19 protein-coding genes and 1 pseudogene are annotated in these 23,261 nt (G+C 64.7%); 11 read left to right on the top strand and 9 right to left on the bottom strand.

Annotation, left to right across the window (positions count from 1 at the left end; genetic code table 11):
- Window positions 1-296 precede the first annotated feature (296 nt).
- The 4 genes from ACSFA8_RS26925 to ACSFA8_RS26910 are packed head-to-tail and all read right to left on the bottom strand — an operon-like array spanning window position 297 to window position 3,937.
- A complete protein-coding gene (locus ACSFA8_RS26925; RefSeq protein WP_435482518.1) occupies window positions 297-797 on the bottom strand; it encodes an Lrp/AsnC family transcriptional regulator in 501 nt (166 codons plus the stop codon).
- 16 nt (window positions 798-813) lie between these two features.
- Window positions 814-2,172, bottom strand: coding sequence for an aspartate aminotransferase family protein (locus ACSFA8_RS26920; RefSeq protein WP_435482517.1), 1,359 nt, complete (start codon window positions 2,170-2,172; stop codon window positions 814-816).
- Window positions 2,169-3,233, bottom strand: coding sequence for a phosphotransferase (locus ACSFA8_RS26915; RefSeq protein ID WP_435482516.1), 1,065 nt, complete (start codon window positions 3,231-3,233; stop codon window positions 2,169-2,171). The genes ACSFA8_RS26920 and ACSFA8_RS26915 overlap by 4 nt, the downstream gene beginning before the upstream one ends.
- Before the next feature lie 38 nt (window positions 3,234-3,271).
- Window positions 3,272-3,937, bottom strand: coding sequence for a haloacid dehalogenase type II (locus ACSFA8_RS26910; protein WP_435482515.1), 666 nt, complete (start codon window positions 3,935-3,937; stop codon window positions 3,272-3,274).
- Between the two features lie 419 nt (window positions 3,938-4,356).
- Between ACSFA8_RS26910 and ACSFA8_RS26905 the strand changes: the two genes are divergently transcribed.
- Window positions 4,357-4,512 (top strand): hypothetical protein, encoded by a 156-nt coding sequence (locus tag ACSFA8_RS26905; RefSeq protein ID WP_435482514.1) that lies wholly within the window; start codon window positions 4,357-4,359, stop codon window positions 4,510-4,512.
- A 15-nt stretch (window positions 4,513-4,527) separates the two neighbouring features.
- Here the strand turns inward: ACSFA8_RS26905 and ACSFA8_RS26900 are convergent, their stop codons facing one another.
- The 4 genes from ACSFA8_RS26900 to ACSFA8_RS26885 form a co-directional block, all read right to left on the bottom strand.
- Window positions 4,528-5,805: an NAD(P)/FAD-dependent oxidoreductase gene (locus ACSFA8_RS26900; protein ID WP_435482513.1), complete on the bottom strand. Its 1,278-nt coding sequence runs from the start codon at window positions 5,803-5,805 to the stop codon at window positions 4,528-4,530.
- Between the two features lie 61 nt (window positions 5,806-5,866).
- Window positions 5,867-6,742: a GNAT family N-acetyltransferase gene (locus ACSFA8_RS26895; RefSeq protein WP_435482512.1), complete on the bottom strand. Its 876-nt coding sequence runs from the start codon at window positions 6,740-6,742 to the stop codon at window positions 5,867-5,869.
- A gap of 5 nt (window positions 6,743-6,747) precedes the next feature.
- Window positions 6,748-7,140 carry a RidA family protein gene (locus ACSFA8_RS26890; RefSeq protein ID WP_435482511.1) on the bottom strand — a complete coding sequence of 131 codons (393 nt, stop codon included), beginning with the start codon at window positions 7,138-7,140 and terminating at the stop codon, window positions 6,748-6,750.
- Entirely contained in the window at window positions 7,137-8,303 is a 1,167-nt protein-coding gene (locus ACSFA8_RS26885; RefSeq protein WP_435482510.1) for a DSD1 family PLP-dependent enzyme, read from the bottom strand. Before ACSFA8_RS26885 ends, ACSFA8_RS26890 begins: the two co-directional genes overlap by 4 nt.
- Window positions 8,304-8,463: 160 nt before the next feature.
- Between ACSFA8_RS26885 and ACSFA8_RS26880 the strand changes: the two genes are divergently transcribed.
- From ACSFA8_RS26880 to pcaB, 5 genes are all read left to right on the top strand, one after another.
- Window positions 8,464-9,381: a LysR family transcriptional regulator gene (locus ACSFA8_RS26880; RefSeq protein ID WP_435482509.1), complete on the top strand. Its 918-nt coding sequence runs from the start codon at window positions 8,464-8,466 to the stop codon at window positions 9,379-9,381.
- 250 nt (window positions 9,382-9,631) lie between these two features.
- Complete coding sequence (locus ACSFA8_RS26875; RefSeq protein ID WP_435482520.1) at window positions 9,632-10,489, top strand: HTD2 family dehydratase; 858 nt, start codon at window positions 9,632-9,634, stop codon at window positions 10,487-10,489.
- 28 nt (window positions 10,490-10,517) lie between these two features.
- The gene (locus ACSFA8_RS26870; protein ID WP_435482508.1) at window positions 10,518-11,708 is read left to right on the top strand and encodes a CaiB/BaiF CoA transferase family protein; all 1,191 of its coding nucleotides are present in this window, start codon (window positions 10,518-10,520) and stop codon (window positions 11,706-11,708) included.
- A 9-nt stretch (window positions 11,709-11,717) separates the two neighbouring features.
- Window positions 11,718-12,548, top strand: coding sequence for an HpcH/HpaI aldolase/citrate lyase family protein (locus ACSFA8_RS26865; protein ID WP_435482507.1), 831 nt, complete (start codon window positions 11,718-11,720; stop codon window positions 12,546-12,548).
- 40 nt (window positions 12,549-12,588) lie between these two features.
- Window positions 12,589-13,935, top strand: a complete 1,347-nt coding sequence (gene pcaB / locus ACSFA8_RS26860) for a 3-carboxy-cis,cis-muconate cycloisomerase (protein WP_435482506.1) — start codon at window positions 12,589-12,591, stop codon at window positions 13,933-13,935.
- 88 nt (window positions 13,936-14,023) lie between these two features.
- Here the strand turns inward: pcaB and ACSFA8_RS26855 are convergent, their stop codons facing one another.
- Entirely contained in the window at window positions 14,024-14,968 is a 945-nt protein-coding gene (locus tag ACSFA8_RS26855; protein ID WP_435482505.1) for a LysR family transcriptional regulator, read from the bottom strand.
- Window positions 14,969-15,119: 151 nt separating this feature from the next.
- Here ACSFA8_RS26855 and ACSFA8_RS26850 point away from each other — a divergent pair, with 151 nt between their 5' ends.
- The 5 genes and pseudogenes from ACSFA8_RS26850 (at window position 15,120) to ACSFA8_RS26830 (ending at window position 22,709) form a co-directional block, all read left to right on the top strand.
- Window positions 15,120-16,091 carry a Bug family tripartite tricarboxylate transporter substrate binding protein gene (locus tag ACSFA8_RS26850; protein ID WP_435482504.1) on the top strand — a complete coding sequence of 324 codons (972 nt, stop codon included), beginning with the start codon at window positions 15,120-15,122 and terminating at the stop codon, window positions 16,089-16,091.
- A gap of 22 nt (window positions 16,092-16,113) precedes the next feature.
- Window positions 16,114-18,117 (top strand): 4-oxalomesaconate tautomerase, encoded by a 2,004-nt coding sequence (locus ACSFA8_RS26845; RefSeq protein WP_435482503.1) that lies wholly within the window; start codon window positions 16,114-16,116, stop codon window positions 18,115-18,117.
- 123 nt (window positions 18,118-18,240) lie between these two features.
- On the top strand, window positions 18,241-19,530 hold the full coding sequence (locus tag ACSFA8_RS26840) for a porin (protein WP_435482502.1): 1,290 nt from the start codon (window positions 18,241-18,243) through the stop codon (window positions 19,528-19,530).
- A 52-nt stretch (window positions 19,531-19,582) separates the two neighbouring features.
- Window positions 19,583-19,792, top strand: a pseudogene (locus ACSFA8_RS26835) (aldehyde dehydrogenase family protein); the annotation flags it as partial.
- A gap of 559 nt (window positions 19,793-20,351) precedes the next feature.
- Window positions 20,352-22,709 carry a discoidin domain-containing protein gene (locus ACSFA8_RS26830; RefSeq protein ID WP_435482501.1) on the top strand — a complete coding sequence of 786 codons (2,358 nt, stop codon included), beginning with the start codon at window positions 20,352-20,354 and terminating at the stop codon, window positions 22,707-22,709.
- The last annotated feature ends 552 nt before the right edge of the window (window positions 22,710-23,261 follow it).

The following is a 23,261-nucleotide window of genomic DNA, read 5'->3' as shown; positions in this document are numbered from 1 at the left end:
CATTGATCTGAAACGAAGTGGCTCTAAGTTGTCGATGCCGTCGATCGGCGCACAACCCTGGGGGCCGCAATGTCGAAAGCGCCACGCATCGCTCTGCTCTTTGGTGCCGGTGAGACTACATCGCACGACGATCCTCGACTGCCGGTCAACTGGCCTGCGATGCGCTAGCGCCGGAGCGACGCGACCTCTTTCTTCGACGCAAGCGGGATCGAGCTGTACCTGTCGTGGTCGACCGGCGCCGAGATCGTGGTTGCAACTCTTGGTCCGCCCATATCGCGACCTGAGCCCCACGACTATCACTCCCACCGTTTCTGAGTTGCGATGATGCCAAGCGGATACTCGCGGCGGTTCAGCGGCTGGCGCAGGACGATCCGGCTGGCGAAGCGCTCGATGCCGATGTTGTCTTCGAGCATCTTTTCCATCAGCGCCTGGAAATAGCCAACGCCGGGCGCCACGATCTTCAGCAGGTAGTCGTAGCCGCCGCTGACGTTGTAGCACTCGACGATCTCCTCGTACTTTCGGGCGCCTTCCTCGAATTTTCGGAAGTCATGCGGCCGGTGGCTGTGGAGGGTGACCTCCGAGAACACCATGACGTACTCCCCCAGCTTTTCCAGCGCGATGTCGGCGCCGTAGCCGCGGATCAGCCCGATCTCCTGCAGCCGCTTGGTGCGCAGGAGGCACGGGCTGGCGCTGAGGCCCACCGACTCGGCCAGGTCGACGTTCGAGCAGCGCCCCTCGCGCTGGAGATGCACGAGGATCTTGAAGTCGAACCGGTCGAGCGGCACTGCGGATCTCATGGGGGCGATCGTACTGTCAGGTCGATCCCGGCGACTTGCGCTGCGCCTCGGTGAGCGATTCGTCGAGCGCCTCGATGACCATGCCGGCCTGCTCTGCCGACAGCACCAGTGGCGGACGGATCTTGAGCACGTTGTGCCCTTGGGCGCAGGCGCTGAGCAGCACGCCTTTGTCGCGCATCAGGTTGACCACCTGGCTGGTGAGGCCGCGGTTCGGCGCCCGCGTCGTCCGGTTCGACACGAGCTCCACGCCGACGAAGAGCCCGGCGCCCCGCACGTCGCCGATGGCCTCGTACTTTGCGGCGAGTCCGGCGATGCCGTCGAGCAGCACCTTGCCGACCTTGGCGGCGTGCGGCACCAGCCGTTCCCGCTCGATGGTCTCCAGCACCGCCAGGGCCGCTGCACACGAGACCGTGTTGCCCGCAAAGGTGTTGAAGTAGCGGGAGTGCTTGCCGAATTCCGCCAGGGCGTCGGCAGTCGCGAGGAGGCCGGCGATCGGCTGGCCGTTGCCCATCGGCTTGCCCAGCGTGACGATGTCGGGAACGAGGCCGTGGCGCTGGAAGCCCCACATGTGATCGCCGGTGCGGCCGAAACCGGGCTGCACCTCGTCGGCGATGAACAGGCCGCCGGCGCGCTTGATCGCCTCGACCGCCCCCTTCAGGAAGCCCGCAGGCTCGGGCAGGATGCCGTCGCTGGTGAACAGCGAATCGACGATCAGGGCCGCCGGCTTTATGCCGTGGCGCTGCAGGTCGGCGATGGCCGCCTCGACGTCGCGCGTGAAGCGCTCGCCAAGGTCGGCGCCTTCGGCGTGATACAGGCGCGGCGCCGGCACCAGGCGGATGTGCGGGCCGAGGTCGACGGTCACGCCCAGCGACGGCGAGAACTGCGACACGGCGTCGGTGATGCCGTGGTAGGCCGTGTCGGTGACGATCACGCCGGTGCCGCCGGAGCGCACCTTGGCGATGCGGTAGGCCAGGTCGTTGGCCTCGCTGCCGGTGCAGGTCAGCATCAGGTGGGCCAGGTCGGTTCCGGGCACGCTGGCCAGCAGGCGTTCGGCCAGCTCGAGGATGGTGTCATGGAGGTAGCGCGTGTTGGTCGCGAGCGTCTGCACCTGGCGGCAGATCGCCTCGGTCACTGCGGGGTGGCAGTGGCCGAGCGAGGTGACGTTGTTGTAGACGTCGAGGTAGCGGCGGCCTTGCGGGTCTATCAGCCACACGCCCTCGCCGCGCACGATGTGCAGCGGGTGTTCGTACATCAGCCGGTAGGCCGGGCCGAGCAGCGCATTGCGCCGCGCGATCATCGCCTTGGTGGCGGGCCCGACGTTGGCGCGGCCGGGGATGTAGGCGTTGACCATGTTGAAGTCAGCGGTGTTTTTCATGAGGAAGCTCCGTTTCGTGTTGAGGTCAACAAGCGGCTGCGCGCTTCGTGGCGGGAGAGATCTGCCAACTGCGACAGCGCCTCCCAGGCCGCGGGGTTGTGACGCATGATGTAGGCGCGGTTTTCGGGATAGCGCAGCGCGCGCCACTCCGAGATCAACGCCGTGATGAGGTGGCGCGTCGCCATGAGGTCGGCGACGATGTCCTGCTCCGGCTCGGTCAGTGGCAGGACCGCCTGGTAGGCGCCGACGAACTGCGACGCCCCCTCGAACGGGTCAGCGCAGCCGGTCATGTGGAAGGCCGCAGCCGTCGCCACCTCGCCGACCAGTGGCGCATGGAGCATGTCGCCGAAATCGATGATGCCGGTGATGCGCGCCGCGTCGTCTGGCGCGACCAGCACGTTGTAGAGGTGGTAGTCGTTGTGGATCACCTGCGCCCGGAGCGACGCAAGGCAGGGCAGCACGTGGTCGGTGAAGCGCGCCATGAACAACTGGGCCAGTGCGCGGCGCGGTCCTTCGACCAGGCTGTCGAGCTGCACGGTGAGGCGGTGCGCGGCCGACACGTTCCACAGCAGGTCGTGCGTGGCCGCGGGGTGCGTGAAGCCTTGCAGGGCGAGGTTGAGTTCGGCCAGTCCCTTGCCCATCGCCACGCGTTGCGCAGCTGTGCGCGATGTCTCCCGGATCTGGATGCCCTCCAGGTAGGTGAGCATGCGCACGGTGGTCGAAGCGCCGTCAGCCAACGTCACCGTGTCACGCGTGCGGCCGTCCAGCGTCCGCACGACTCGGGGCACGGGCTGGCTGGGCGACGTGCGGGCGATGTGCTCAAGGGCAGCGATCTGGAAATCGACAAGCGACACCGGCTCGGACGGGTTGCTGATCTTGCACACATAGCGCGTGCCGTCGATGGACTCCACGACGCAATTCTGGTCGCGCTCGCTGGCCAGCGACTTCACCCGGCCGTCGATGCCGTAGAGGCGCGCCACCAGTGCCTGCACCTCGGCTGGCGCGAGGTTGGGCGCTGCGGTGCTCAGCGCTGCGGCCTGGTTCGGGCGCCCCTCAGGCATCACACCCTGGGCGCCAGGATGGGGGTTCGGGCCAAGCATCAGAGTCCGAGCAGTGCCGGAAGCTGGCGAACGTCTGTCAAGCGGCTCACGCCATATTCGGTCGACGTAGGCTCGTGACCCCGGTCGATGAAGGCCTTGGCCATGAAGCCCAGGTCGGACGCCGTCATCAGGTCATACCGGAAGCTCGACGAGACATGCATCATCTGGTCGGGGCTGCAGCCCAACTGGTCGAACATGTACTCGAAGGCCTGCATGCGCGGCTTGTACGCGCGCGCTTCCTCGGCGGTGTAGACCGCGTGGAAAGGCGCCTTGAGGTGCGCAACGCTGTGCGGGATGAGGTCGACCATCGAGTTCGACAGGATCACCAGCGGCACATGCGGCGCGATCGCCTCCAGCACCTCGACCACGTTCGGGTGCGGCTGCCAGGTCGGCACGGCGTCGTACAAGGCGACCGCATCCGATGCCAGGCATTCGATGCCGTGCGCCTTGCAGGCACGCTGGATCGAGTTCTCCACCACGTCGAAAAATGGCTTCCAGTCGCCCAACACCTCGTCGAGGCGATAGGCCCGGAAACTGTCCAGGAACGCTGGCATCCGGTCGGCGGGCACACGATCTTTGAACAGGACTTTGGCCGTGGGGCCCATCTCGAAATTGATGAGCGTGCCATAGCAATCGAAGCTGATGAATTTGGGTTTGAAGATCATGGGTTGACTCGCTGCGTTGGGGTGGAATAAGTCTAGGGTTGCCCCCCTTACAGGAGATGCCATATCGCAGCGGAACCCAAGCAGCTTCTTGGTCAATCCGGAGGGTGCCTGGCATTTTTGAGTGGTGCTGTTCGCTCGGAGCCGAGGGTGGCAGCGTGGTGGCGGTACGCCTGGGTGCAAAGCACATGCCGTCGACACCTGCGTCGTCGCGCTCGGCAGCGCTGCGAATGGAGGCTTGGCCTGCGACGTAAACGGGGCAATCGAGCAATGAGCGACGCTACCTTCGTAGCTGCCCACATTAAGGTCTCCTTAGCTGCCGCTTTGTCGACCGTTAACCACCTGGGCCGACTTGCGGCCGATACTTGCTGCCAGGAGGTCGGCTTGGCGAACCCTGCCGCCGCTGCAAAGGATAGCCCCGCATGAACACCGCCATCATCGAGCGCCTCGCCAACGACGGCCGTCTGGATCGCATCTTCATCGGCGGCGATTGGGTCTTGCCTGCAGGGCAGGCCCGCAGTGCCGTCATCGACCCTTCGACGGAAGAACCCGTCGCCAAGTTCTACGTCAATCGATGAGTGGCGAGATGGGCTTCAGGCGAACTTGTCCTTGAGCCGGTAATAGGCTCCTACCAGCGGCAGGAACCACGGGGGTCCGACATGGCCCGGGATCGCGGGCCAGTCGAAGTCTTTCCAGGGATTGAGTTCGGCGCGCCCGTCCATGACTTCCGCCATGATCGTCCCCATCAGGGTCGACATCTGGGTGCCGTGGCCGCTGTAGCCCATCGAGTAATAAATGCCATTGCGCTCGCCAGCGCGCGGCAGGCGGTCACGCGTCATGTCGACCATGGCGCCCCAGCAATAGTCGATGCGTGCGGCGCGCAGCTCGGGGAAGACCTCGTGCAGCGCGGCCTTGAGGATCGCGCCGCACTTCTCGTCCGAGTTCGGGTTGGAGACGGCGAAGCGGGCGCGTCCGCCGAAGAGCAGCCGGTTGTCGGGCGTCGTTCGGAAGTAGTTGACCAGGTTCTTCGTATCGACCGCCATCCGGCGCCGCGGCAACAGCCGGTCAAGCGTCTCTGTCGGCAGGGGCTCGGTGACGATCAGGAACGCGCCGACCGGCACGATGCGGCGTCGAATCCAACCCAGCGGCCCGGTCTGCGAGGTTCCGCTCGCCAGCAGAACCTGCTTGGCGTGGAGCCGGCCCTTGGGCGTTTCGATCTGGTGCCCTCCGCCGGGGGCGGGTCGCAGGCCGGTCATCGGCGCATGCTCGTGGATCTCCACGCCACGCCGCGCCGCCGCTTCCGCCAGGCCGCGTACGAAGCGCCCGACGTGCATGCCGGCGCCCTTGCGGTAGATCAGTCCGCCGTAGAAGCGGCTCGACCCGACCTCGCGGGCCAGGTCCGCACGGCTCACCATCTCGGTGTCGGGGTCGACGTTGGCGGCCAGCAGTTCCTGGCTGCGCGCCAGCTTGTCGTAGTGCTCGGGCTTGGCCGCGAGCTTGATCTTGCCAACGCGCGCGAAGCTGCAGCCGATCTTCTCTTCCGCCACCAGGCGCTCGACCGTATCGACGCCGGCGTCGAAGGCGCGGTAGAGCCGGTCGGCAACTTCCTTGCCGAGTTTGGCCGACATCATCCCGTAGTCCTGGGCAAAGCCGTTGTTGCACATGCCGCCGTTGCGGCCGGAGGCTGCGTGCCCGATGGTCCCGGCTTCCAGGAGCACGACGCGTGCCCCCTTCTTTGCAAGCGCCAGCCCAGCCGAACAGCCGGTCAGGCCGCCGCCGATCACCACCACGTCGCAGCTGCCCTGCACCGGTCCTGCAGCGGCACTGCGGAAGGGCTCCGAGGTGTCGAGCCAATACGAGGCCAGCTTCATAGCGGCATTTCCGATGTTTTCGGCGTTCCCGGTGTCTTCGAGCGCGTCATCGTGATGTCTCCTAGTTGAACGACTGGTTGGCCAGCGCGAACATGCGTGCTGGTTCCGCTGGCGGAATGTGCGGCCCCTTGACCATGGTGGTGGCGTCACTGACCTGGCGCAGGCCGATGCTTTCGAGCCAGTCGCCGAGCTGTGAAGTGGCAGCGGTGTCGACGCGCACGAAAACCTGGCCGAGTCGTGCGAGCGCGGCTCCGATCAAGGCGCGCGCATCGGCCGCACTTTCAGCGACCACCGGACCGATGACATGCCCGTGGCCCAACCGGCGTGAAATGACATAGCCGCGCGGCTCGCCGTCACGCACTAGCACTTGGCCGTCACCAGCCTGAATGAGCCGATCCAGCATCTGCCGCCTGTCCCAGCCGGTGGCCTTGCGGTCCAGACGCGCGACCGCCTCGACATCCGATGGCGCCATCGCCCTGACCAGGCTGGCTGGTGGCGCCTTGTGGCGCTCGTGGGGAACGCCTTGATGCTGTTGGATGACGCCGATGCGGACAAAGCCGCGCCTTTCATAAAGCGCCAGGCCTTCGGCCGTTGAGTTCAGCGTGATGGTTCGCGGGTGCGCTGCTGCGAGCAGCGCATCCATCAGCCGGGCACCGTGGCCACGGCCTTGGGCCGCCTTGGCGACGATGATCATCCCGGCTGAAGCATGGTCCTCGCCGTAGGCCCACCAGGCCGCGGTCGCGATCACCGTACCGGCGCGGTTGCGGAGCACGAAGCCCTGGCCGAGCTCGAGCGCGAAGGCCCAGTCTTCAAGCCGATAGGGCCAGGACATCTCCTGCGAAAGCTGGAGGGCGCCTTCCAGGTGTTCCGTGGCAAACGGGAGCAGCACCACGTCGTCGTGGTCGTCGAAGTCGTGGTGGACGGACCGGGGCGCCATGGCGGTCATGGTTCGCGCACCGCGATGGCGTCGATCTCGACCAGGTACCCGTAGTGCAATTCCGGCACCGGAACCACGCTGCGCGCGGGCCACGCACCCGGCAGCATGGATGCATAGACCGCGTTGAAGCGCGTCCAGTTGGCGATGCCGACGATGTAGGCCGTCACCTTGACGATCTGTTGCGGCGAGCTGCCCGCGGCGCGCACGATCTCCAGCATGTTGTGCATCGCCTGCCTGGCCTGCGCCTCGAATCCATCGTCGTCCAGCGGACGTCCATCCGGGCGGATCGGCAACTGGCCGGAGACGAAGACGTGGGCGCCCGAGACAATGGCCTGCGTGTAGTGACCTGCCGGCTTCGGCGCCCGGTCCGTCAGGATGCCGGTGATGCCCGAGCTCATCGCCAGCCCCCGAAACGCGACCACTCGGCTTCGACGCGGTCGGATGCGCCGCGAACGACGTGATAGGCGCGATGCTGGGCGCCTGTGGCGCAGGCGTGGTTCGGTAGGATCCGCACACGATCGCCGATCTCGAGATCGGGCAGCTTGCCCCCCGAGCCGGGACGCACCGTGATGATCCCGTGCTCCTGGTTGGCGTCGGCAACGATCAGGTCGGGATAGGGTACGCCGGCGGCGTCGCACACCAGGCCATAGCCTTGGTCGACCGCCTGCCTGCGGGTGCCGCGGTCCTGTGACATCGCCATCCAGCCGGCGTCGACCAGGATCCATCCCTTATTGCGCTGGTGGCCGATCACCGTCGCCAGCACCGACAGCGCGATGTCGTCGACCTGGCAGACACCGATCCCGGCCATCACGAGATCGAAGAAGACGAACACGCCGGCCCGGACTTCGGTGACGCCGGTGAGGTCGGCGGCGTTGTGCGCGGTCGGCGTGGAGCCGACGCTGACCACCGGGCAGGGCAGCCCCGCTTGGCGCAGGATGGCGGCGGCATCGACCACACTGCGGCGCTCGACCTCAGCACAGTGACGCAAGGCTTCGGGCCCGCGGGCCAAATAACTGTCTCCGGCGTGCGTGATCACGCCCCGCAGTTCCGCGCCGTCTTCGAGGGCGTGGCCGATGTCCAGCAGCAGCTGCCGGTCGGTCGGCAGCACCCCGGAGCGGTGGCCGTCGCAGTCGATCTCGATCAGCGCGGGAATGCGCGTGCCGGCCTGGCGCGAGGCCTGCGCAACGGCTTGCGCCTGTTCCACGGTGTCCAGCACCACGGTCACGTCGGCTCCCCGGGCGCGCAGCGCCAGCACTTGTGGCAGTTTCGATGGTGCAATGCCGACGGCGTAGACGATGTCCTGCACGCCGGCCGCCGCGAACTCCTCGGCTTCAAGAAGCGTCGAAACGGTTGCCGGACCCGACGGCGACGTCATGACGCGGCGCGCGACGTCCACCGATTTGGAGGTCTTGAGGTGGGGACGCAGCATGACGCCCCGGCCGTCCAGCCTGCCTTTCAGGCGTGCGATGTTCCGCTCCATCCGCTCGGCGTCGAGGACGAGGCAAGGCGTCGCCAGTTCCCCCAGCGTCGTTGCGATCTGTTCGGCTTGCGCCTGCTTCATGGCTATGGCCTTGCTCAATGTCGTGCTCCGAGTTGTGCTTGTCCGATGCGGCCTGCTGGATGCAGACCTGCAACCGAGCAAGTGAGATGGCCGGATGTTGCGCCTGATCGATTGAACCTACAATTTATCGAACCTGCATCGAGAGTTAAGGCCAAACTAAATGATCAACTCTGAGGATCTACGCTTCTTCAACGTGTTGGCCCGGTCCGCGTCGCTCGCTGAAGCTGCCCGGAAGATGGATGTCACGCCACCGGCCGTCACCCAGCGCCTGCAGGCGCTGGAAGCACGGATTGGCATCCGGCTGATCGACCGTTCGGGCCGCAGGATAGTCCTCACCGATGAAGGCGATCTGGTCGCATCCCACGGAACGATCGTGGCCGATGCGATGGAGGCGCTGTCCGAGGCATTGGCCAATCGCAAGAAGGCCGTCAGCGGGCATCTGCGCATCGCCGCCCCGCATGGCTTCGGCCGGCTGCATGTCGCACCCGTGGTCGATGCGTTTGCAAAGGCGCATTCTGGTGTGACCGTCACCCTGGACCTTGCCGACCATCCCGGCGCGCACCTGGTCGAGAGCAGCGACGTCATCGTCCACATCGGACCGCCTGGTGCCCAAAACCAGATCGTCACGACGTTGGCACCGAACCGACGCATCCTCTGCGCCAGCCCGGACTATCTCGCCAGTGCTTTGCCGATTCAGTCGCCTTCAGACTTGCTGCGGCATCGATGCCTGGTGGTCAGGGAGAACGACGAGGACGTCACGCTGTGGCGCTTCGTGCACGCTTCGCGCGAGCCGGAGACCGTCCGGATCCGTCCCACCATGTGCAGCAATGACGGCGCGGTGGTGCGCGATTGGGCGGTGGCAGGCCTGGGTGTCGCGATGCGGTCGGAGTGGAATGTCGCTGCCGATCTGGCAGCCGGTCGGCTCAAGCGGGTGCTTGCGAGTTGGGAGGTTCCTCCCGCCGACGTCGTCGCCATGCTGGGCACCCGCTTCGGGCGAAGTGCGCGGGCAACGGCCTTTCTGGCGATGCTGCGCCAATCGCTTGCGCCGCCACCTTGGAGGCGAAGGACCGTGCGATGACTCCGGGTCTCAGGCCGTGTCCACACCTCGCGCACGGACTCGCAGCAGTTGGCCAGTTGGCGATACCGAGGGTTCGTTTACGACCACCCTGGCGACAGTGCTTTGTTCGCAAGGCAACGTCGAGCAGCAGAGCTATTGCACGAAAGGCATCAATCCATCCGAACCTTGCAATTCACTTATGGGTGGGAGATCGCGAGACTCGCTTTCTAACGAACTTCCTGGCTGGCGGGGAGCGCATACCGGAGACAAAGTGAAAGAACAAACAGAAGCGCTTAGCGCATGGATCGGACGCAGCGAGACGATCCAGGACACCATCAACGCGACCCCGGTGATCGCCTTGTCGGCGACACTCGACCATCCCGCTTCCGCCGTTGCCGCAGGCACCAGCCTCCCACCACTGTGGCACTGGCTGTACTTCCTGCCGATGCACAGGCAGTCCGAAATCGGTGCCGACGGTCACGCCAAACGCGGCGGCTTTCTTCCTCCGGTGCCGCTGCCGCGCCGCATGTGGGCCGGAAGTCAGTTTGATTTCCGCTCGCCGATCAGCGTGGGTGACCGCGTGGCGCGCACTTCGACCATCGACGACGTCACTGTCAAAGAGGGCCGCACGGGCAAGCTCGTGTTTGTCAAAGTGCGCCACGAGGTTCGCTGCAACGAGGCTGCAGAGCCCGCCCTCGTCGAATTCCATGACATCGTCTACCGCGAAGCACAGACTCCAACCGACGTGGCCCCGCCCCCGCAAGCGGCCGAGACCGGCGCCTGGCGCCGGGAGATCGTGCCCGACGACGTGCTGCTGTTCCGCTACTCGGCACTCACCTTCAATGGTCACCGCATCCACTACGACCGCAAGTATGTGACCGAGATCGAAGGCTATCCGGGCCTGATCGTGCACGGCCCGCTGATCGCGACGCTTCTGATGGACCTGTTGCGCCGCCAGATGCCGGAAGCCGAAGTCGCCAGCTTCCGTTTCAAGGCCGTGCGGCCGACCTTCGACCTGCACCCTTTCCATGTCAACGGCCAACTGCAAGCGGATGGCAAAACGGTTCGCTTGTGGGCGGCTGACCACGAAGGCTGGTTGACCATGGATGCCACGGCTGTGCTGCGCTGAACGAATTCACCTCTGGAAGAAACTCATCATGCAGCCCCTCAAAGGCCTGACCGTCGTCACGCTCGAACACGCTATCGCCGCGCCATTCGCAACCCGCCAGCTGGCCGACCTGGGCGCCCGCGTCATCAAGATCGAGCGCCCGGGGTCGGGCGACTTCGCCCGAGGATACGACCAGCGGGTGCGCGGCCTTGCCTCGCACTTCGTGTGGACCAACCGCTCCAAGGAAAGCCTGACGCTGGACGTCAAACATCCTGAAGCCGCCAGGGTGCTCAAGCGCCTGGTGATCGACAAGGCCGACGTGGTCGTGCAGAACCTTGCGCCCGGCGCCGCAACACGGCTGGGCATGGGCTACGAGCGACTTTCCAAGCTCAAGCCGGGACTCATCGTCTGCGATATCTCGGGCTATGGCGATGACCCGGTTGACCCCGGCCCCTATCGTGACAAGAAGGCCTACGATTTGCTGATTCAGAGCGAAGCCGGGTTCGTTTCGGTCACCGGGACGGCGGATGAGCCCTGCAAGGCCGGACCGTCGATCGCTGACATTGCTGCAGGCATGTACGCGTACACCAACATCCTCGCGGCCCTGATGCAGCGAAGCCAGACCGGCCAGGGCCAGCGTATCGATATCTCGATGCTGGAGTCGCTGGCCGAATGGACCAGCTACCCGCTGTACTACGCCTTCGAGGGCGCGGCCCCGCCGCCGCGCACCGGCGCGAGCCACGCCACGATCTATCCCTACGGGCCCTTCCCCGCCGGCGACGGTGGCACCGTGATGTTGGGCCTGCAGAACGAGCGCGAATGGGTCAGCTTTTGCGACCGGGTTCTGCAGCAGCCGGCCGTGGCAACCGACCCGCGCTTCACCGCCAACTTCAAGCGCGTGGCCGAACGCGTGGCGCTGCGACAAATCATCGTCGACGCGTTCGCATCGCTCACTGCAGCGCAGGTGGTCGAACGCCTCGAGATCGCGCAGATTGCCAACGCCAAGGTGAACACCATGGCAGAGGTCTGGGCGCATCCACAGCTCAAGGCGCGCGGCCGCTGGACCGAGGTCGGCTCGCCGCTGGGTCCTCTTCCCGCCATGCTGCCGCCCGGCAGTTGGGACACGGGGCCTCGCATGGACCCCGTTCCGGCGTTGGGCGAGCATACCGACGCCATCCTGACCGAACTGGGCTACGGCGACGCCGAGATTGCAGCCCTGCATGCCGCTGAAGCGGTCTGAGACTCCAAAATGACGTCCCCAATCCTGCCGCCTCGAACCTACCTGTTCGTCCCTGGCACTCGCCCGGAACGATTTGGCAAGGCATTGGCCAGCGGCGCCGATTGCGTGGTGCTGGACCTCGAAGATGCCGTGGCCGCCGAGGACAAAGAGCGCGCTCGCAATGGCATCGCCGAGTGGTTCGCCGGTGCCGCGCTTGCCGAGCGTTCCCGAATCGTGGTGCGCATCAACGACGCAGCCTCGAGCTGGTTTGGCGATGACCTGCACGTTCTTCAAGCCTGCGGCTGCACGCAGGTGCTCTTGCCCAAGGCCGAGAAGGCGTCGCAGATTGCGGCCGTCGCCGACGCCATTCCCGACGTTCAGGTGCTGGCGCTCATTGAAAGCGCGCTCGGCGTGGCAAATGTCGAACACGTTGCAGCCGCGAAAGGCGTCACCCGCCTGGTGTTCGGCACGCTGGACTTCGCACTGGATCTGGACATCGACATCGCCGACGATCCGACCGGCTTGGCCTACGCCGCCGGCCGCATCGCCATTGCGTCCCGTGCGGTGGGGCTGCCCGCACCGGTGGCCGGCGTCACGCCTGCGCTGGACGATGCTCATCGGTTGCTGGCCGATTTGGCGCTGTCACGCCGGCAGGGCTTCGGCGCCAAGCTTTGCATCCACCCCAGCCAGGTCGCGCCGATCCACGCGGCGCTGCGGCCCAGCGCCGAAGCGCTCGACTGGGCCCGGCGCGTGCTGGCCGCAGACGCCGCCTCACCCGGCGCCGCACGCCTGGACGGCCGCATGGTCGACCGTCCGGTGGTTCTTCAGGCACAACGCATGCTGAGCCGGGCCCGCGACTGAATCCCTTCCACTTGCCATCCGCAGAAAGAGAAACTACATCATGGCCTCCACCATCATCGACTCGCGCATCTTCGGCGACATGTTCAGCGACTCGCGCATGCGCGACGTCTGGTCCGACGAGAACCGTACCGCCAAATACCTGGACATTGAACGTGCGCTGGCCAAGGTGCAGGGCGAGCTCGGCATCATCCCCAAGGAGGCTGCGGACGAGATCGTCAAGAACTGCGAGCTGTCGCAGATCGATTGGGTCAAGCTCAAGGCCAAGACCGAGCAGATCGGCTATCCCATCATTGCCGTCGTCAACCAGATCAACGCCAATTGCCGTGACAAGCTCGGCGAGTACTGCCACTGGGGCGCAACGACCCAGGACATTACGGATACCGCGGCTGTGCTACAGATGCGTGAGGGCTTGGCGCTGGTGGAGGAAGATCTCAACGAAATTGGCGACGCGCTCGCCACGCTTGCCACCAAGTACCGCGACACGCCAGTCATCGGCCGCTCGAATCTGCAGCAGGCAACGCCGATCACCTTCGGGTACAAGATGGCCAGCATCCTGGCGGGCATCGACCGGCATCGCGAGCGTCTGCAGCAACTCAAGCCGCGCGTGCTGATGGGCGAATTCGGGGGCGCCTCGGGCACGCTCTCGTCGCTGGAGAAAGGTGCGATGGAAACGCAGGCCGGCCTGATGAAGGAACTGGGCTTGGCGCAACCCCTGATCTCCTGGCACACGGTGCGCGACACGATCGCGGAAGTCGGCGCCTTCCTCGGCCTCGTGGGTGGCTCGCTCGGCAAGATCGCGATGGACGTCAAGCTCATGATGCAGACCGAAGTGGCCGAGGTGTTCGAGCCCTTCGCGCCGGGGCGAGGCTCTTCGTCAACCATGCCGCAAAAGCGCAACCCGATCTCGTGCCTGTACATCCACGCCAATATTTCGGTGGCGCGTCAGCACGCCGCGGCCCTCATGGACGCCATGGTGGCCGACCATGAACGCTCGACCGGCCCGTGGGAGATCGAATGGGTGTCGCTGCCCGAGATCTTCTGCCTGATGTCGGGGGCACTGAAGCAGACCAAGTTCATTCTGAAGGGCCTCGAGGTAGATGCCACGCGCATGCGCGCCAACATCGACATCACCAATGGCCTGGTGATGTCCGAGGCGGTGATGATGGGCTTGGGGCCGTACATCGGCCGCGAGTACGCGCACGACCTGGTCTACGACCTGTGCCGCCAGGCACTCAAGGAGAACCGGCCGCTGGTCGAAATCCTGGCAGTGCATCCCGAGATCGCCAAACACGTCACGCGGGCGCAGCTCGACGCGATGTGCGACCCGGCGAACAACCTCGGCCAGGCCGGCGTGATGGTCGATCGCGTGATCGCCGCACGCCGGTAACCAGGCAGTCGGGCAACTGCCCTCCCCTCCCGCAGAGAGACCAGCTCATGCGGTGCGCATGGCCCCATCGCACCTTGACGGCGGCCAGCTAGGCACTGACTGCAGCAGCGCTTCGGGCGCGACGCGGCTTGGCCGAGCGCTTGTTCTTCAACTCCGAGAAAAACTCAAAAAATTGCTGGGCTGCTGGCGACAGCGAACGTCCCTTGCGGCGAATCAGCCCGATCTTGCGGCTGACGATGGGATCGACCAAAGGCACGCTGACCAGCAAGGGATGATCGGCGCCAGGCATCGCGATCGACGGGACCGCCGCGACCCCGAGCCCAGCTTCCACCAGGCCGAGCATCGTCGTCACGTGCTGGGTCTCGTAGATCGCCTGCGGCCGTCCTGGCACGTGCGACAGCGCCTGATCCAGCAGCAGACGATTGCCCGATGCCTTGCTCACCGAGATGTAGTCGTAACGGGCCAGCTCGGTCCAGCTGATCTGGCGCTTGCCGGCCAGCGGATGGTCGCGCCGGCATGCGGCGACGAAGCGCTCTTCGAGCAACGGCTTGAACTCGATGTCAGTTTCCTGGCCGCCTATGAAATTCAGTCCGAAGTCCGCTTCGCCGCGCGAGACTGCCGCCAGAACGTCGTTGGCGCTGGCGTCGAACACCTTGACGCGAACCTTCGGGTAGCGCTCGTGATAGCGCGAGATCACCTGCGAGACATAGTAGTAAACCGTCGAAGGGACGCACGCGATGGTGACCTCGCCCATGCGAGTGGTGGCCACGCCCCGGATACCCAAGAGCGTGTTGTCCAACTCGTCGAGGAGCTGCTGCACCTTCCGGTCGAAATCGCGGCCGACGGCCGTCAGGCTGACGCGCCGCGTGGTTCGCTCCAGCAGTCTCACCCCCAGCGCCTCTTCCAGTTTTTCGATCCGCCGGCTGAATGCGGGCTGCGATACGTGCAGCGCCTCGGCAGCCTTGCGAAAGCTGCTGAGTTCGGCAACGGCGCGAAATGCCTGCAGATCGTTGAGGTTGAAGTTGATCGCCATCGCCGCGCTCCACAAGCATGTTTGACTGATCGACAGTGTGCATCAATCGATCCTAAACATGCAATTCACGGAAAGGATCAAACACAAGATCATTCGGGCACGGTTCAAAAAGAGACCTCGACACAGCCCTTTCAACACTCGGAGACATCCCATGAAACATCGTCGTGCCCTCACCCTGGGTGCCCTCGCGGCGGCAGCCGCCTTTTTGTGCAACAGCGCCATTGCCGCATTCCCGGAGAAGGCCATCACCATCGTCGTGCCGACAGCGGCCGGCGGTGCCAACGACGCGATGGCCCGTGTGATCGGCCAGGCCATGTCGGCCGCACTCAAGCAGCCGTTCATCATCGACAACAAGGCGGGCGCCAACGGCGCGATCGCCAGCGAGTTCGTGATGCGGGCACCCCCCGACGGCTATACCTTGATGCTGGGCTACATCGCTACGCACGCCATGAACCCTGCGCTTCAGAAGTTGCGCTACGACCCGGTCAAGGATTTCGAGCCCGTGGGCATGGTGGGTTCTTCCGCGACGCTGATGGTCGTGAGCCCGTCCGTCAAGGCGAACAATGCGAAAGAGCTGGTCGCTTCCTTGAAGGCCGCGCCGGACAAGACGAGCTACGCATCGGCCGGGAATGGCACCGCGCCTCACTTTGCGGCAGAGATGTTCAAGCTGTCGACCGGCACGAGCATGCTGCATGTCCCCTACAAGGGATCGGCGCCTGCCGTCACCGACACCATCGGCGGCCAGACGCAAGTCATGTTCCCCAGCCTCTTCACGGCCATTCCCTATGTCAAGGGCGGCAAGCTCAAGCCTATCGGCGTGGCCGGTGCCAAGCGCTCACCCTTGATGCCCGACGTGCCGACGCTGAAGGAACAAGGCATCGACAACGTCGACGTGTCCCAGTGGTACGGCATCTTCGCCCCGGCCAAGACGCCCAAGCCGGTGCTGGAGCAGCTGAACAAGGTGCTCAACGAGGCGCTGGCCGACAAGACCGTCGTCAAGAAGCTCGAGGACCATGGCGCAGAGGTCGAGACCATGTCGACCGATCAAATGCGCACCTACGTGGCGCAGGAGCAGGTCAAGTGGAAGAAGGTCGTTCAGGCTGCAAAGCTGACTGCAGACTGAGATGAGCCGAACCCTTCCTTGCGTGCTGATGCGCGCAGGTACATCGCGCGGGCCGTTCTTCTTGAAGGAATGGCTCCCGACCAACGACGAAGAGCGCGACCAAGCCCTCATTGGTGCGATCGGGGCGTCCGATCCCCTGCAACTGGACGGCGTCGGCGGGGGCAGCACCCTCAACAGCAAGGTGGCGATCGTCTCGCGCTCTGAACAGCCCGGATGCGATCTGGACTACCTGTTTGCCCAAGTCGGCGTTGGGCATCGTTCCGTCGATACCCGGCCCAACTGCGGCAACATGCTGTCAGGCGTGGCGCCCTTCGCGATCGAGCAAGGCCTCGTCGACGCGCAAGAAGGCACGACCCGGGTCCGCGTATTCAACGTCAATACGAAATCGCGCATCGATGTCACCGTAAGAACGCCCGGAAAGCGCGTGACCTACGAGGGCGATGCACGCATCGATGGCGTCGCCGGCACGGCCGCACCGATTCTGCTGAACTTTCTGGATGCCTGGGGCGCGGTGACCGGGAAGGTGTTCCCGACGGGCCAGCGCATCGACGTCATCGACGGCGTCGAGGTGACCTGCATCGATGCCGCCATGCCGCTGATGATCGTGCGCGCTGCTGATTTCGGCGTTGCGGGCAACGAGAAGCCAGCCGCCCTCGACTCCAATCCGGGCCTGCTCGAGCGATTGGAAAAGCTGCGCCTCCAGGCGGGGTTGCTGATGGGCCTGGGCGATGTCTCCGCCAGTGTCATTCCAAAGCCGGTACTGGTCAGCGCGGGCGATTCGCCCAACAGCATCACCTCGCGTTACTTCACGCCGCGCCGCTGTCATGCCTCCCACGCCGTCACGGGCGCCATTGGCGTTCTGAGCGCGTTCGCCCTTCCGGGCACTGTTGCAAGCAGTTCGGCACGCGAGCCTGGCAGCCACAAGCTCGTCTTGCTTCACCCTGCGGGTCAAATCGATGTCGAAGTCGAGTTGCAGGGCCGCGGCAACGAAGCAGCGGTGACGGCAGCCTCGTTGGTGCGCACCGCCCGCAAGATCATGCAAGGCGAGATGCAGCTGCCCGAGTACGTGTTCACGCGGCCCGAGGCCGCCAAGCAGGAGGCGGCGAGCTTTCCGCGCAAGCCGATCACGATCATCGTGCCGACGCGCGCAGGTGGCGGCAACGACACGATGGCGCGCATCATTGCGGCACAGCTGAAGCCCTTGCTCGGCCAGGAAGTCGTTGTGGACAACCGCGCCGGTGCGAATGGCGCCATTGCCAGCGAATTCGTCTCGCGCGCCGAGCCGGATGGCCACACCTTGATGTTCGGATACGTCGGCACCCATGCGATGAATCCGGCCTTGCAGAAACTGGGCTACGACCCGCTCGCGGACTTTGCACCGGTCGGCATGGTCGGCTCCTCTCCCACCTTGATGGTGGCCAACAAGCAAGTGGGGATCGATGACGTTCGCAGCCTCATCAGGCGCTTGAGCAGTGCCCCGGACAGCATCCACTACGCGTCCGCCGGCGACGGCACACCGCCGCACTTCGCTGCCGAACTGTTCCAGCTCAGCACCGACACGAAGATGGTCGGCCGGACATACGACGGCGCCGCCCCGGCGATCGTCGACACGATGGACGGCCGCACACAGGTGATGTTTCCGAGCCTGTTCACCGCCCATCCGTTCATCCTGGACGGCAGACTTCGCGCCTTGGCGGTTGCGGGGCCGTCGCGCCTGGGCGCTCTGCCGAGCGTCCCGACCTTGTCGGAATCCGGTGTCGAGGGGGTCGACGTGGCCCAGTGGTACGGGCTTTTCGCCCCGGCCCGCACGCCGGCTTCGGTGATCGCGCAGATCAACCGCGCGCTGAACGAAGTGCTTTCCGATCCGCAGGTGATCGAGCGCTTTGAACGACAAGGCGCAAGGGTGGAGCCCGGCTCGCCGTCTGCGTTGCGTACCCGCGTCCGCGAGGACCTGGCGCGATGGCAAGGCGTGGTGGCCAAGGGCGGACTCGCCCCTCAGGATATTCGCCTTCTTGCGCTGGAGTGATGCAAGGCCAAGCGTGCGTCCTGGTCTGCAGACCCCTCTTTTTTGCGGCGATGCGAATCGCCAATTTTGTGCCGGTGCACGAGCGGCCGGCGATCCTTGATCGAACCCACGGAGACACTTGATATGAAAAAGTCCTTGATCGCGATGGCAGCCATTGCTGCGACGGGTGCGGCATCTGCACAATCGTCTGTCACGCTTTTCGGCGTCGCGGACGCCGCCATCAGCCACTACAGCGTCAAAAGCGCCTTCTACAACAACACGGCCTCCCCTGCGTTGCCGCCAGCGACCATGCCGTCCGGCTCGACGCGTTCGCAGACCGTACTTTCCAGCGGTGCAAATTCGTCCAGTCGTGTCGGCTTCCGCGGGACGGAAGACCTCGGCGGCGGCCTGGCAGCCAGCTTCTGGCTTGAGTCCGGCTACAACCAGGACACCGGCGCCAATGGACTGACGACGTTCAATCGCCGTTCCACGGTCAGCCTTTCAGGTGGGTTCGGCGAGATCCGGCTTGGACGCGACTACGTCCCGACGTACTGGAACGAAAGTGTGTTCGACCCGATGGGCGCTGTCGGTGTCGGCGAGAACCTGATCAAGACGATCAGTGGAAACATTGCCACTGCACGTGGCCCTGGCTCGCTCCTTGCCGCGAACGACAACGCGATCCGGGCGTCCAACAGCGTGAGTTACTTCTTGCCGCGCAACCTGGGCGGTTTTTACGGGCAGGTGATGTACGCGCTGCACGAGAACGTGAGGGCCAGTGAAACCGCCGGCAGTCCTTCCAAGCGCGGGCGCTACTACGGTGGGCGATTCGGGTATGCCAACGGCCCCCTCGATGTGGCAGTGGCCTATGGCGAGAGCACCGCCGCGGACACCACCACGGTCACGGCCGCAGGCGTCGCCACCGGCGCGCGCTTCTCGGAAAAGCTCAGAACGGTCAACCTGGGTGCTTCTTATGACTTTGGCGTTCTGAAGTTGATGGGCGAGTTGTCGCAAGTCCAGGACCGCGCGCTGACCACTACGCCGTTCCTGGGCACTGGCAGGCTCACCGTGACGGACAAGGACAAGTACAACGGCGCGATGATTGGCATGACCGTTCCGGTCGGTGCCGGTGCAATCAAGGCCTCCTACGCTCGCGTCAAATTCAAGAACGATCCCGGCACGCCTTCCCCACTCTTTGTGCAGGATCGCGATGCTTCGGTGGACAAGATTGCATTGGGCTACGTTCACAACCTGTCGAAGCGAACCGCGCTGTATGCGACGGTGGCCCGTTCGCGGATCAAGCATGGACAGAACAATCCGGCCATCATCGCGACGTCGCTCGGGGGCCCGGCGCACCTGTCGACAGGTGCGGGTGCGGTCGGTTTCGCTCCGCGCAGTGCGACAGGCTACGACTTCGGGTTACGGCATTCCTTCTGATTCGAAATCAGCGCAACCAAGGTTTCCTCCGGCACGAGCCGGAGGTTTTTTCGCTGGGGCCGGCGACACGCCCTTCGGACTTGCCGCGTACTTCTATGCGACCGATGTTCGCCGGATCTGGCGCGTGGCGGAGGCGCTTGGGTCGGGCATCGTCGGCATCAACGAAGGCGCATTGGCGGCCGAGGCCGCACCCTTCGGCGGCGTCACGGCCTCAGGCTACGGACGCGAGGGTTCGGTGCACGGAATCGACTGCTATTTGTATCGAGGATGTTACATTCTTGGTAGCAGCTCTTTAGTGACAGCGTCCGGCCCAACACAGCGGCGCACCTGGTTCAGGCAGTCCAACACCATGAGAAAACCAAAAGCTTACCTACATCCTGAGCCATCTCACAAAGAGGGCGGATTCAAATTCGATGGTGGACCGCTAGGATCCGCCGCCTCGCGAGCCGAAAAGCCTTCAAGGCGGACTCGCGGGCTTTTCACTGGAATCAACTCCTCAACGAAAGCTGTCGGCGCCGTGCCGGGCCCCGCGACTTTTCTGCGCATTGACCAAGAAAGCTCCTATGTTTGATAGAACCGATTTTGCTGCCGCGTTGCTCGTGCTGAGCTCCGTCGTACTCCCGGGTTGCGGTGGCGGAAATGCGGGAATTGCCGAGGCGGGAAACACCCCGGAGACCCCCGTTGTCACGGGAGGCACCCCGGTGGTCCCGGTTGTCGCGGGAGGCGCTTCGGTGGTCCCCGCTGTCGGGGGAGGCGCACCGGAGACTCCCGCCACCACGGGAGTCACTCCCGAAATCCCCGCTGCCCCCGGAGACACTCCGGTGGCCCGCGTCATCAAACATCCAGGCGCGGGGCTCACCCTCTCGGATCTTCAGACGCTCAAGGCGAACGTCGATCAGGGCAAGGAGCCGTGGACGTCCGCCTTCAATCAACTGGCGAACAGTCCCACGTCCAGGCTCAGCTACGCAGGGCGTGGTGGCCCTTTCGCGAAGGTGAGCCGCGCCCCCGACGAGAATCTCCATGCTTGGCGCAGCGACATGGTCGCGATCTCGGACCTCTCGCGGATGTGGTATTTCACCCAGAACGAGCAATACGCGGTGAATGCGCGCAAGTTGCTGCTTGGGTGGGCCACCACCCACGTTGAGTTCTCTGGTCGCGAGTCCATGCTTGATCTGGGCGACTACGCTTTCGCGTTCGTGGGCGGTGCGGAAATCCTGCGCAGCACCTATCCGGGCTGGACGGAGGCCGACACGGCGACGGTCAAGAAGTACTTCAAGAACGTGCTGATGCCGGCAGCGAATCCCTATGGCGAAAGCTCGTTCGGCGCCGCCAACAAGGGCACACTGGCCCTCGTCGCTCTCGGACTGATGGCGATCTACAACGACGACATCGAAACATTGGACAAGGTCGTCTACCAGGCCCGCACGCTCGCCCACATCGGACTGCGAAATTCCAATGACATCGGCATGCTCGGCGACTACCTCCGCGATCAGGGGCACGCCTATGGGCAGCTCGCGTCGCTGACCATGCTGGCCGAGGCGCTCTGGACCCAAGGCATCGACATTTATTCCGACTTTGACAACCGCCTGCTGGCGGCGGGTGAGTATTTCGCGCGGGTGAACGAGCTCGTTCCCACGACAGCCCTTCCTTTCGGCACCACCGATCGCTACTACACCTCCGACGTCACCAATCGCGGCTGGGACGGCGCCAACGGCGGCAGCGTGGCGCTCACTCAGCTTTATAACGCCTACGTTCTTCGCAAGGGTCTCCAGGCACCCTTCATCGCTCAAAGACGCCTCTGGACGCCCGTGGACGGCACCAGCTTCATGTTCCTCAAGGAGTCCGACACCTCGAAGGCGACGCCGCCGCCGGCGCTGCCCATTCCTTCGACCACCTCGATCACCTCGGGGTTCAGCAGTGCTGACATCGGGGGCGCCGCCCCGGCGAGCACGGCCACATACGCCAACGGCAAATGGACAGTTCAGGGAGCGGGTAACGATATCTTCTGGAGCACACAAGACGCTTGCCACTTCACCTACAAGGCCATCACCGGCAACAGCGCCATCATCGCGAAAGTCGAGTCGGTCGAGAACACCCATCCGGCCGCAGTGGCGGGCGTGATGATGCGAACAAGCCTGGAACAAGGCGCTCCCCGCGCCTGGATGGCCGTTGCGAGCAACGGCCAGGCCAAACAGAACATGCAGAAACTCGCGGTGTATGGTGGCTCGAACTATGGGACCAAGGCCTTCAACATCGCCAGCTCCACGGCCTCGTACTGGGTGAAGCTCGAGCGCATCGGGAACATCATCACCGGCTACGTTTCTCCCGATGGCACCAATTGGGCCGCCACCGATGTCGGCCGCATCGACGCGCCCGTTCCCGACACGATCTATGTCGGTTTGGTGGTCACCTCGGTCGCCAATGGCGTCCTGAACAGTTCCACCTTCAGCAACGTGCAGATCACCGGCGGCAACGGCGGTGCACCGAGCGTCATCCCCGAGCCGCCCGCCATGCTGCTGGCCTCGCCGGGCGATGGCGCCGTGCCGCTGCGCTGGCAGGCGTCCTTCGGGGCCACCGGCTACACCGTTCAGCGCTCCAAGTTCAGCGGGGGGCCCTCCGAGACGATCGCGTCGGGCGTCACAGGCAGCAGCTACACGGACAAGTCAGTGATCAATGGCACGACCTACTACTACACCGTCACGGCGACCAACTCCGCCGGAACGAGTGGCAGTTCTCCGGCGGACAGCGCCACGCCGTTTCATCCGATGGTGAACGTCGCCACCGATGGCATCGCAACCGACAGCGGGAACACGAGCGGCGCCATGAGGGCCTTCGACCAGAACACGGGGTCGGGATGGTTCTATAAGGGCACGACCGGCTGGCTGCGGTATGACCTCGGCCGCACGGAGCGCGTCCAGCGCTATACCATCCGCAGCGCCAGCGGCCTGGTCCCCCGCGATCCGAAGGACTGGCAATTCCAGGGCTCCAACGACGGTTCCACCTGGACAACGCTCGACACGCAAAGCGACCAGGCCTTTGCCCAACGCTTCGAGCTGAAGACCTACGCGATCGCGAATCCGGCCTCCTATCGCTACTACCGGCTCAACATCACAGCCAACAACGGCGACAGCACTTTCACGGATCTTTCCGAACTGGGGCTGTTGGCTTCCAGGCCGTAGTGGGCTCGATGCGCGATTGACGGGCGCTTAGCCGGTCAATCTGACCCGCAAGGCGGTCGGCGTCTCGCCAGGCAGTCGGGCCAGTGGCGCCGCTGTCCTGGGTGATTCCAGATCGAGCTGCACATCAAGCTCGGCAAACGCGTCGGGGCGTCAATACGTCAGTTGGGGTACCCGACCAAGAATGCATTGAAAGGCTGGCACCGGGAACAATTGCTCTCCGAGGTCGAAACCTCGACGCGATCGATCCGCCACATCCGATCCAGGGACTTATCACCGCTTTCGCCCGATGACCCTTCGCTGGCGCGGGCTACTACCCAAAAAGAGCCCCGATCTTCCGGGTGCGTTCTTCCTGATAGCGCGAATCGAGCAGCGACATGCCGTGCTATCGCTGATCTGGTTTGCGGTTTGTGCTAACATGTACACATCCACTCATCGGACTCACCAATGTCTACGACCATGACTGTTCGTCTTGAAGACGAAGTAAAGGATCGCCTCGATGTTCTAGCCGCGTCCACGCAGCGCAGCAAATCGTTTCTTGCGGCCGAGGCCATC

Origin of the sequence: Variovorax nitratireducens, assembly GCF_051216545.1 — a bacterium.
Lineage (GTDB): Bacteria > Pseudomonadota > Gammaproteobacteria > Burkholderiales > Burkholderiaceae_C > Variovorax.
Note: the sequence above shows the minus strand (reverse complement) of the source record. Positions and strands in the feature narration are given on the sequence as shown.

Excerpts from the sequence above, each read along its gene's own strand:
- ACSFA8_RS26925 (WP_435482518.1), bottom strand. The coding sequence starts at position 797 with ATGAGATCCGCAGTGCCGCTCGACCGGTTCGACTTCAAGATCCTCGTG.
- ACSFA8_RS26920 (WP_435482517.1), bottom strand. The coding sequence starts at position 2,172 with ATGAAAAACACCGCTGACTTCAACATGGTCAACGCCTACATCCCCGGC.
- ACSFA8_RS26915 (WP_435482516.1), bottom strand. The coding sequence starts at position 3,233 with ATGCCTGAGGGGCGCCCGAACCAGGCCGCAGCGCTGAGCACCGCAGCG.
- ACSFA8_RS26910 (WP_435482515.1), bottom strand. The coding sequence starts at position 3,937 with ATGATCTTCAAACCCAAATTCATCAGCTTCGATTGCTATGGCACGCTC.
- ACSFA8_RS26905 (WP_435482514.1), top strand. The coding sequence starts at position 4,357 with ATGAACACCGCCATCATCGAGCGCCTCGCCAACGACGGCCGTCTGGAT.
- ACSFA8_RS26900 (WP_435482513.1), bottom strand. The coding sequence starts at position 5,805 with ATGAAGCTGGCCTCGTATTGGCTCGACACCTCGGAGCCCTTCCGCAGT.
- ACSFA8_RS26895 (WP_435482512.1), bottom strand. The coding sequence starts at position 6,742 with ATGGCGCCCCGGTCCGTCCACCACGACTTCGACGACCACGACGACGTG.
- ACSFA8_RS26890 (WP_435482511.1), bottom strand. The coding sequence starts at position 7,140 with ATGAGCTCGGGCATCACCGGCATCCTGACGGACCGGGCGCCGAAGCCG.
- ACSFA8_RS26885 (WP_435482510.1), bottom strand. The coding sequence starts at position 8,303 with ATGAAGCAGGCGCAAGCCGAACAGATCGCAACGACGCTGGGGGAACTG.
- ACSFA8_RS26880 (WP_435482509.1), top strand. The coding sequence starts at position 8,464 with ATGATCAACTCTGAGGATCTACGCTTCTTCAACGTGTTGGCCCGGTCC.
- ACSFA8_RS26870 (WP_435482508.1), top strand. The coding sequence starts at position 10,518 with ATGCAGCCCCTCAAAGGCCTGACCGTCGTCACGCTCGAACACGCTATC.
- ACSFA8_RS26865 (WP_435482507.1), top strand. The coding sequence starts at position 11,718 with ATGACGTCCCCAATCCTGCCGCCTCGAACCTACCTGTTCGTCCCTGGC.
- pcaB (WP_435482506.1), top strand. The coding sequence starts at position 12,589 with ATGGCCTCCACCATCATCGACTCGCGCATCTTCGGCGACATGTTCAGC.
- ACSFA8_RS26855 (WP_435482505.1), bottom strand. The coding sequence starts at position 14,968 with ATGGCGATCAACTTCAACCTCAACGATCTGCAGGCATTTCGCGCCGTT.
- ACSFA8_RS26850 (WP_435482504.1), top strand. The coding sequence starts at position 15,120 with ATGAAACATCGTCGTGCCCTCACCCTGGGTGCCCTCGCGGCGGCAGCC.
- ACSFA8_RS26840 (WP_435482502.1), top strand. The coding sequence starts at position 18,241 with ATGAAAAAGTCCTTGATCGCGATGGCAGCCATTGCTGCGACGGGTGCG.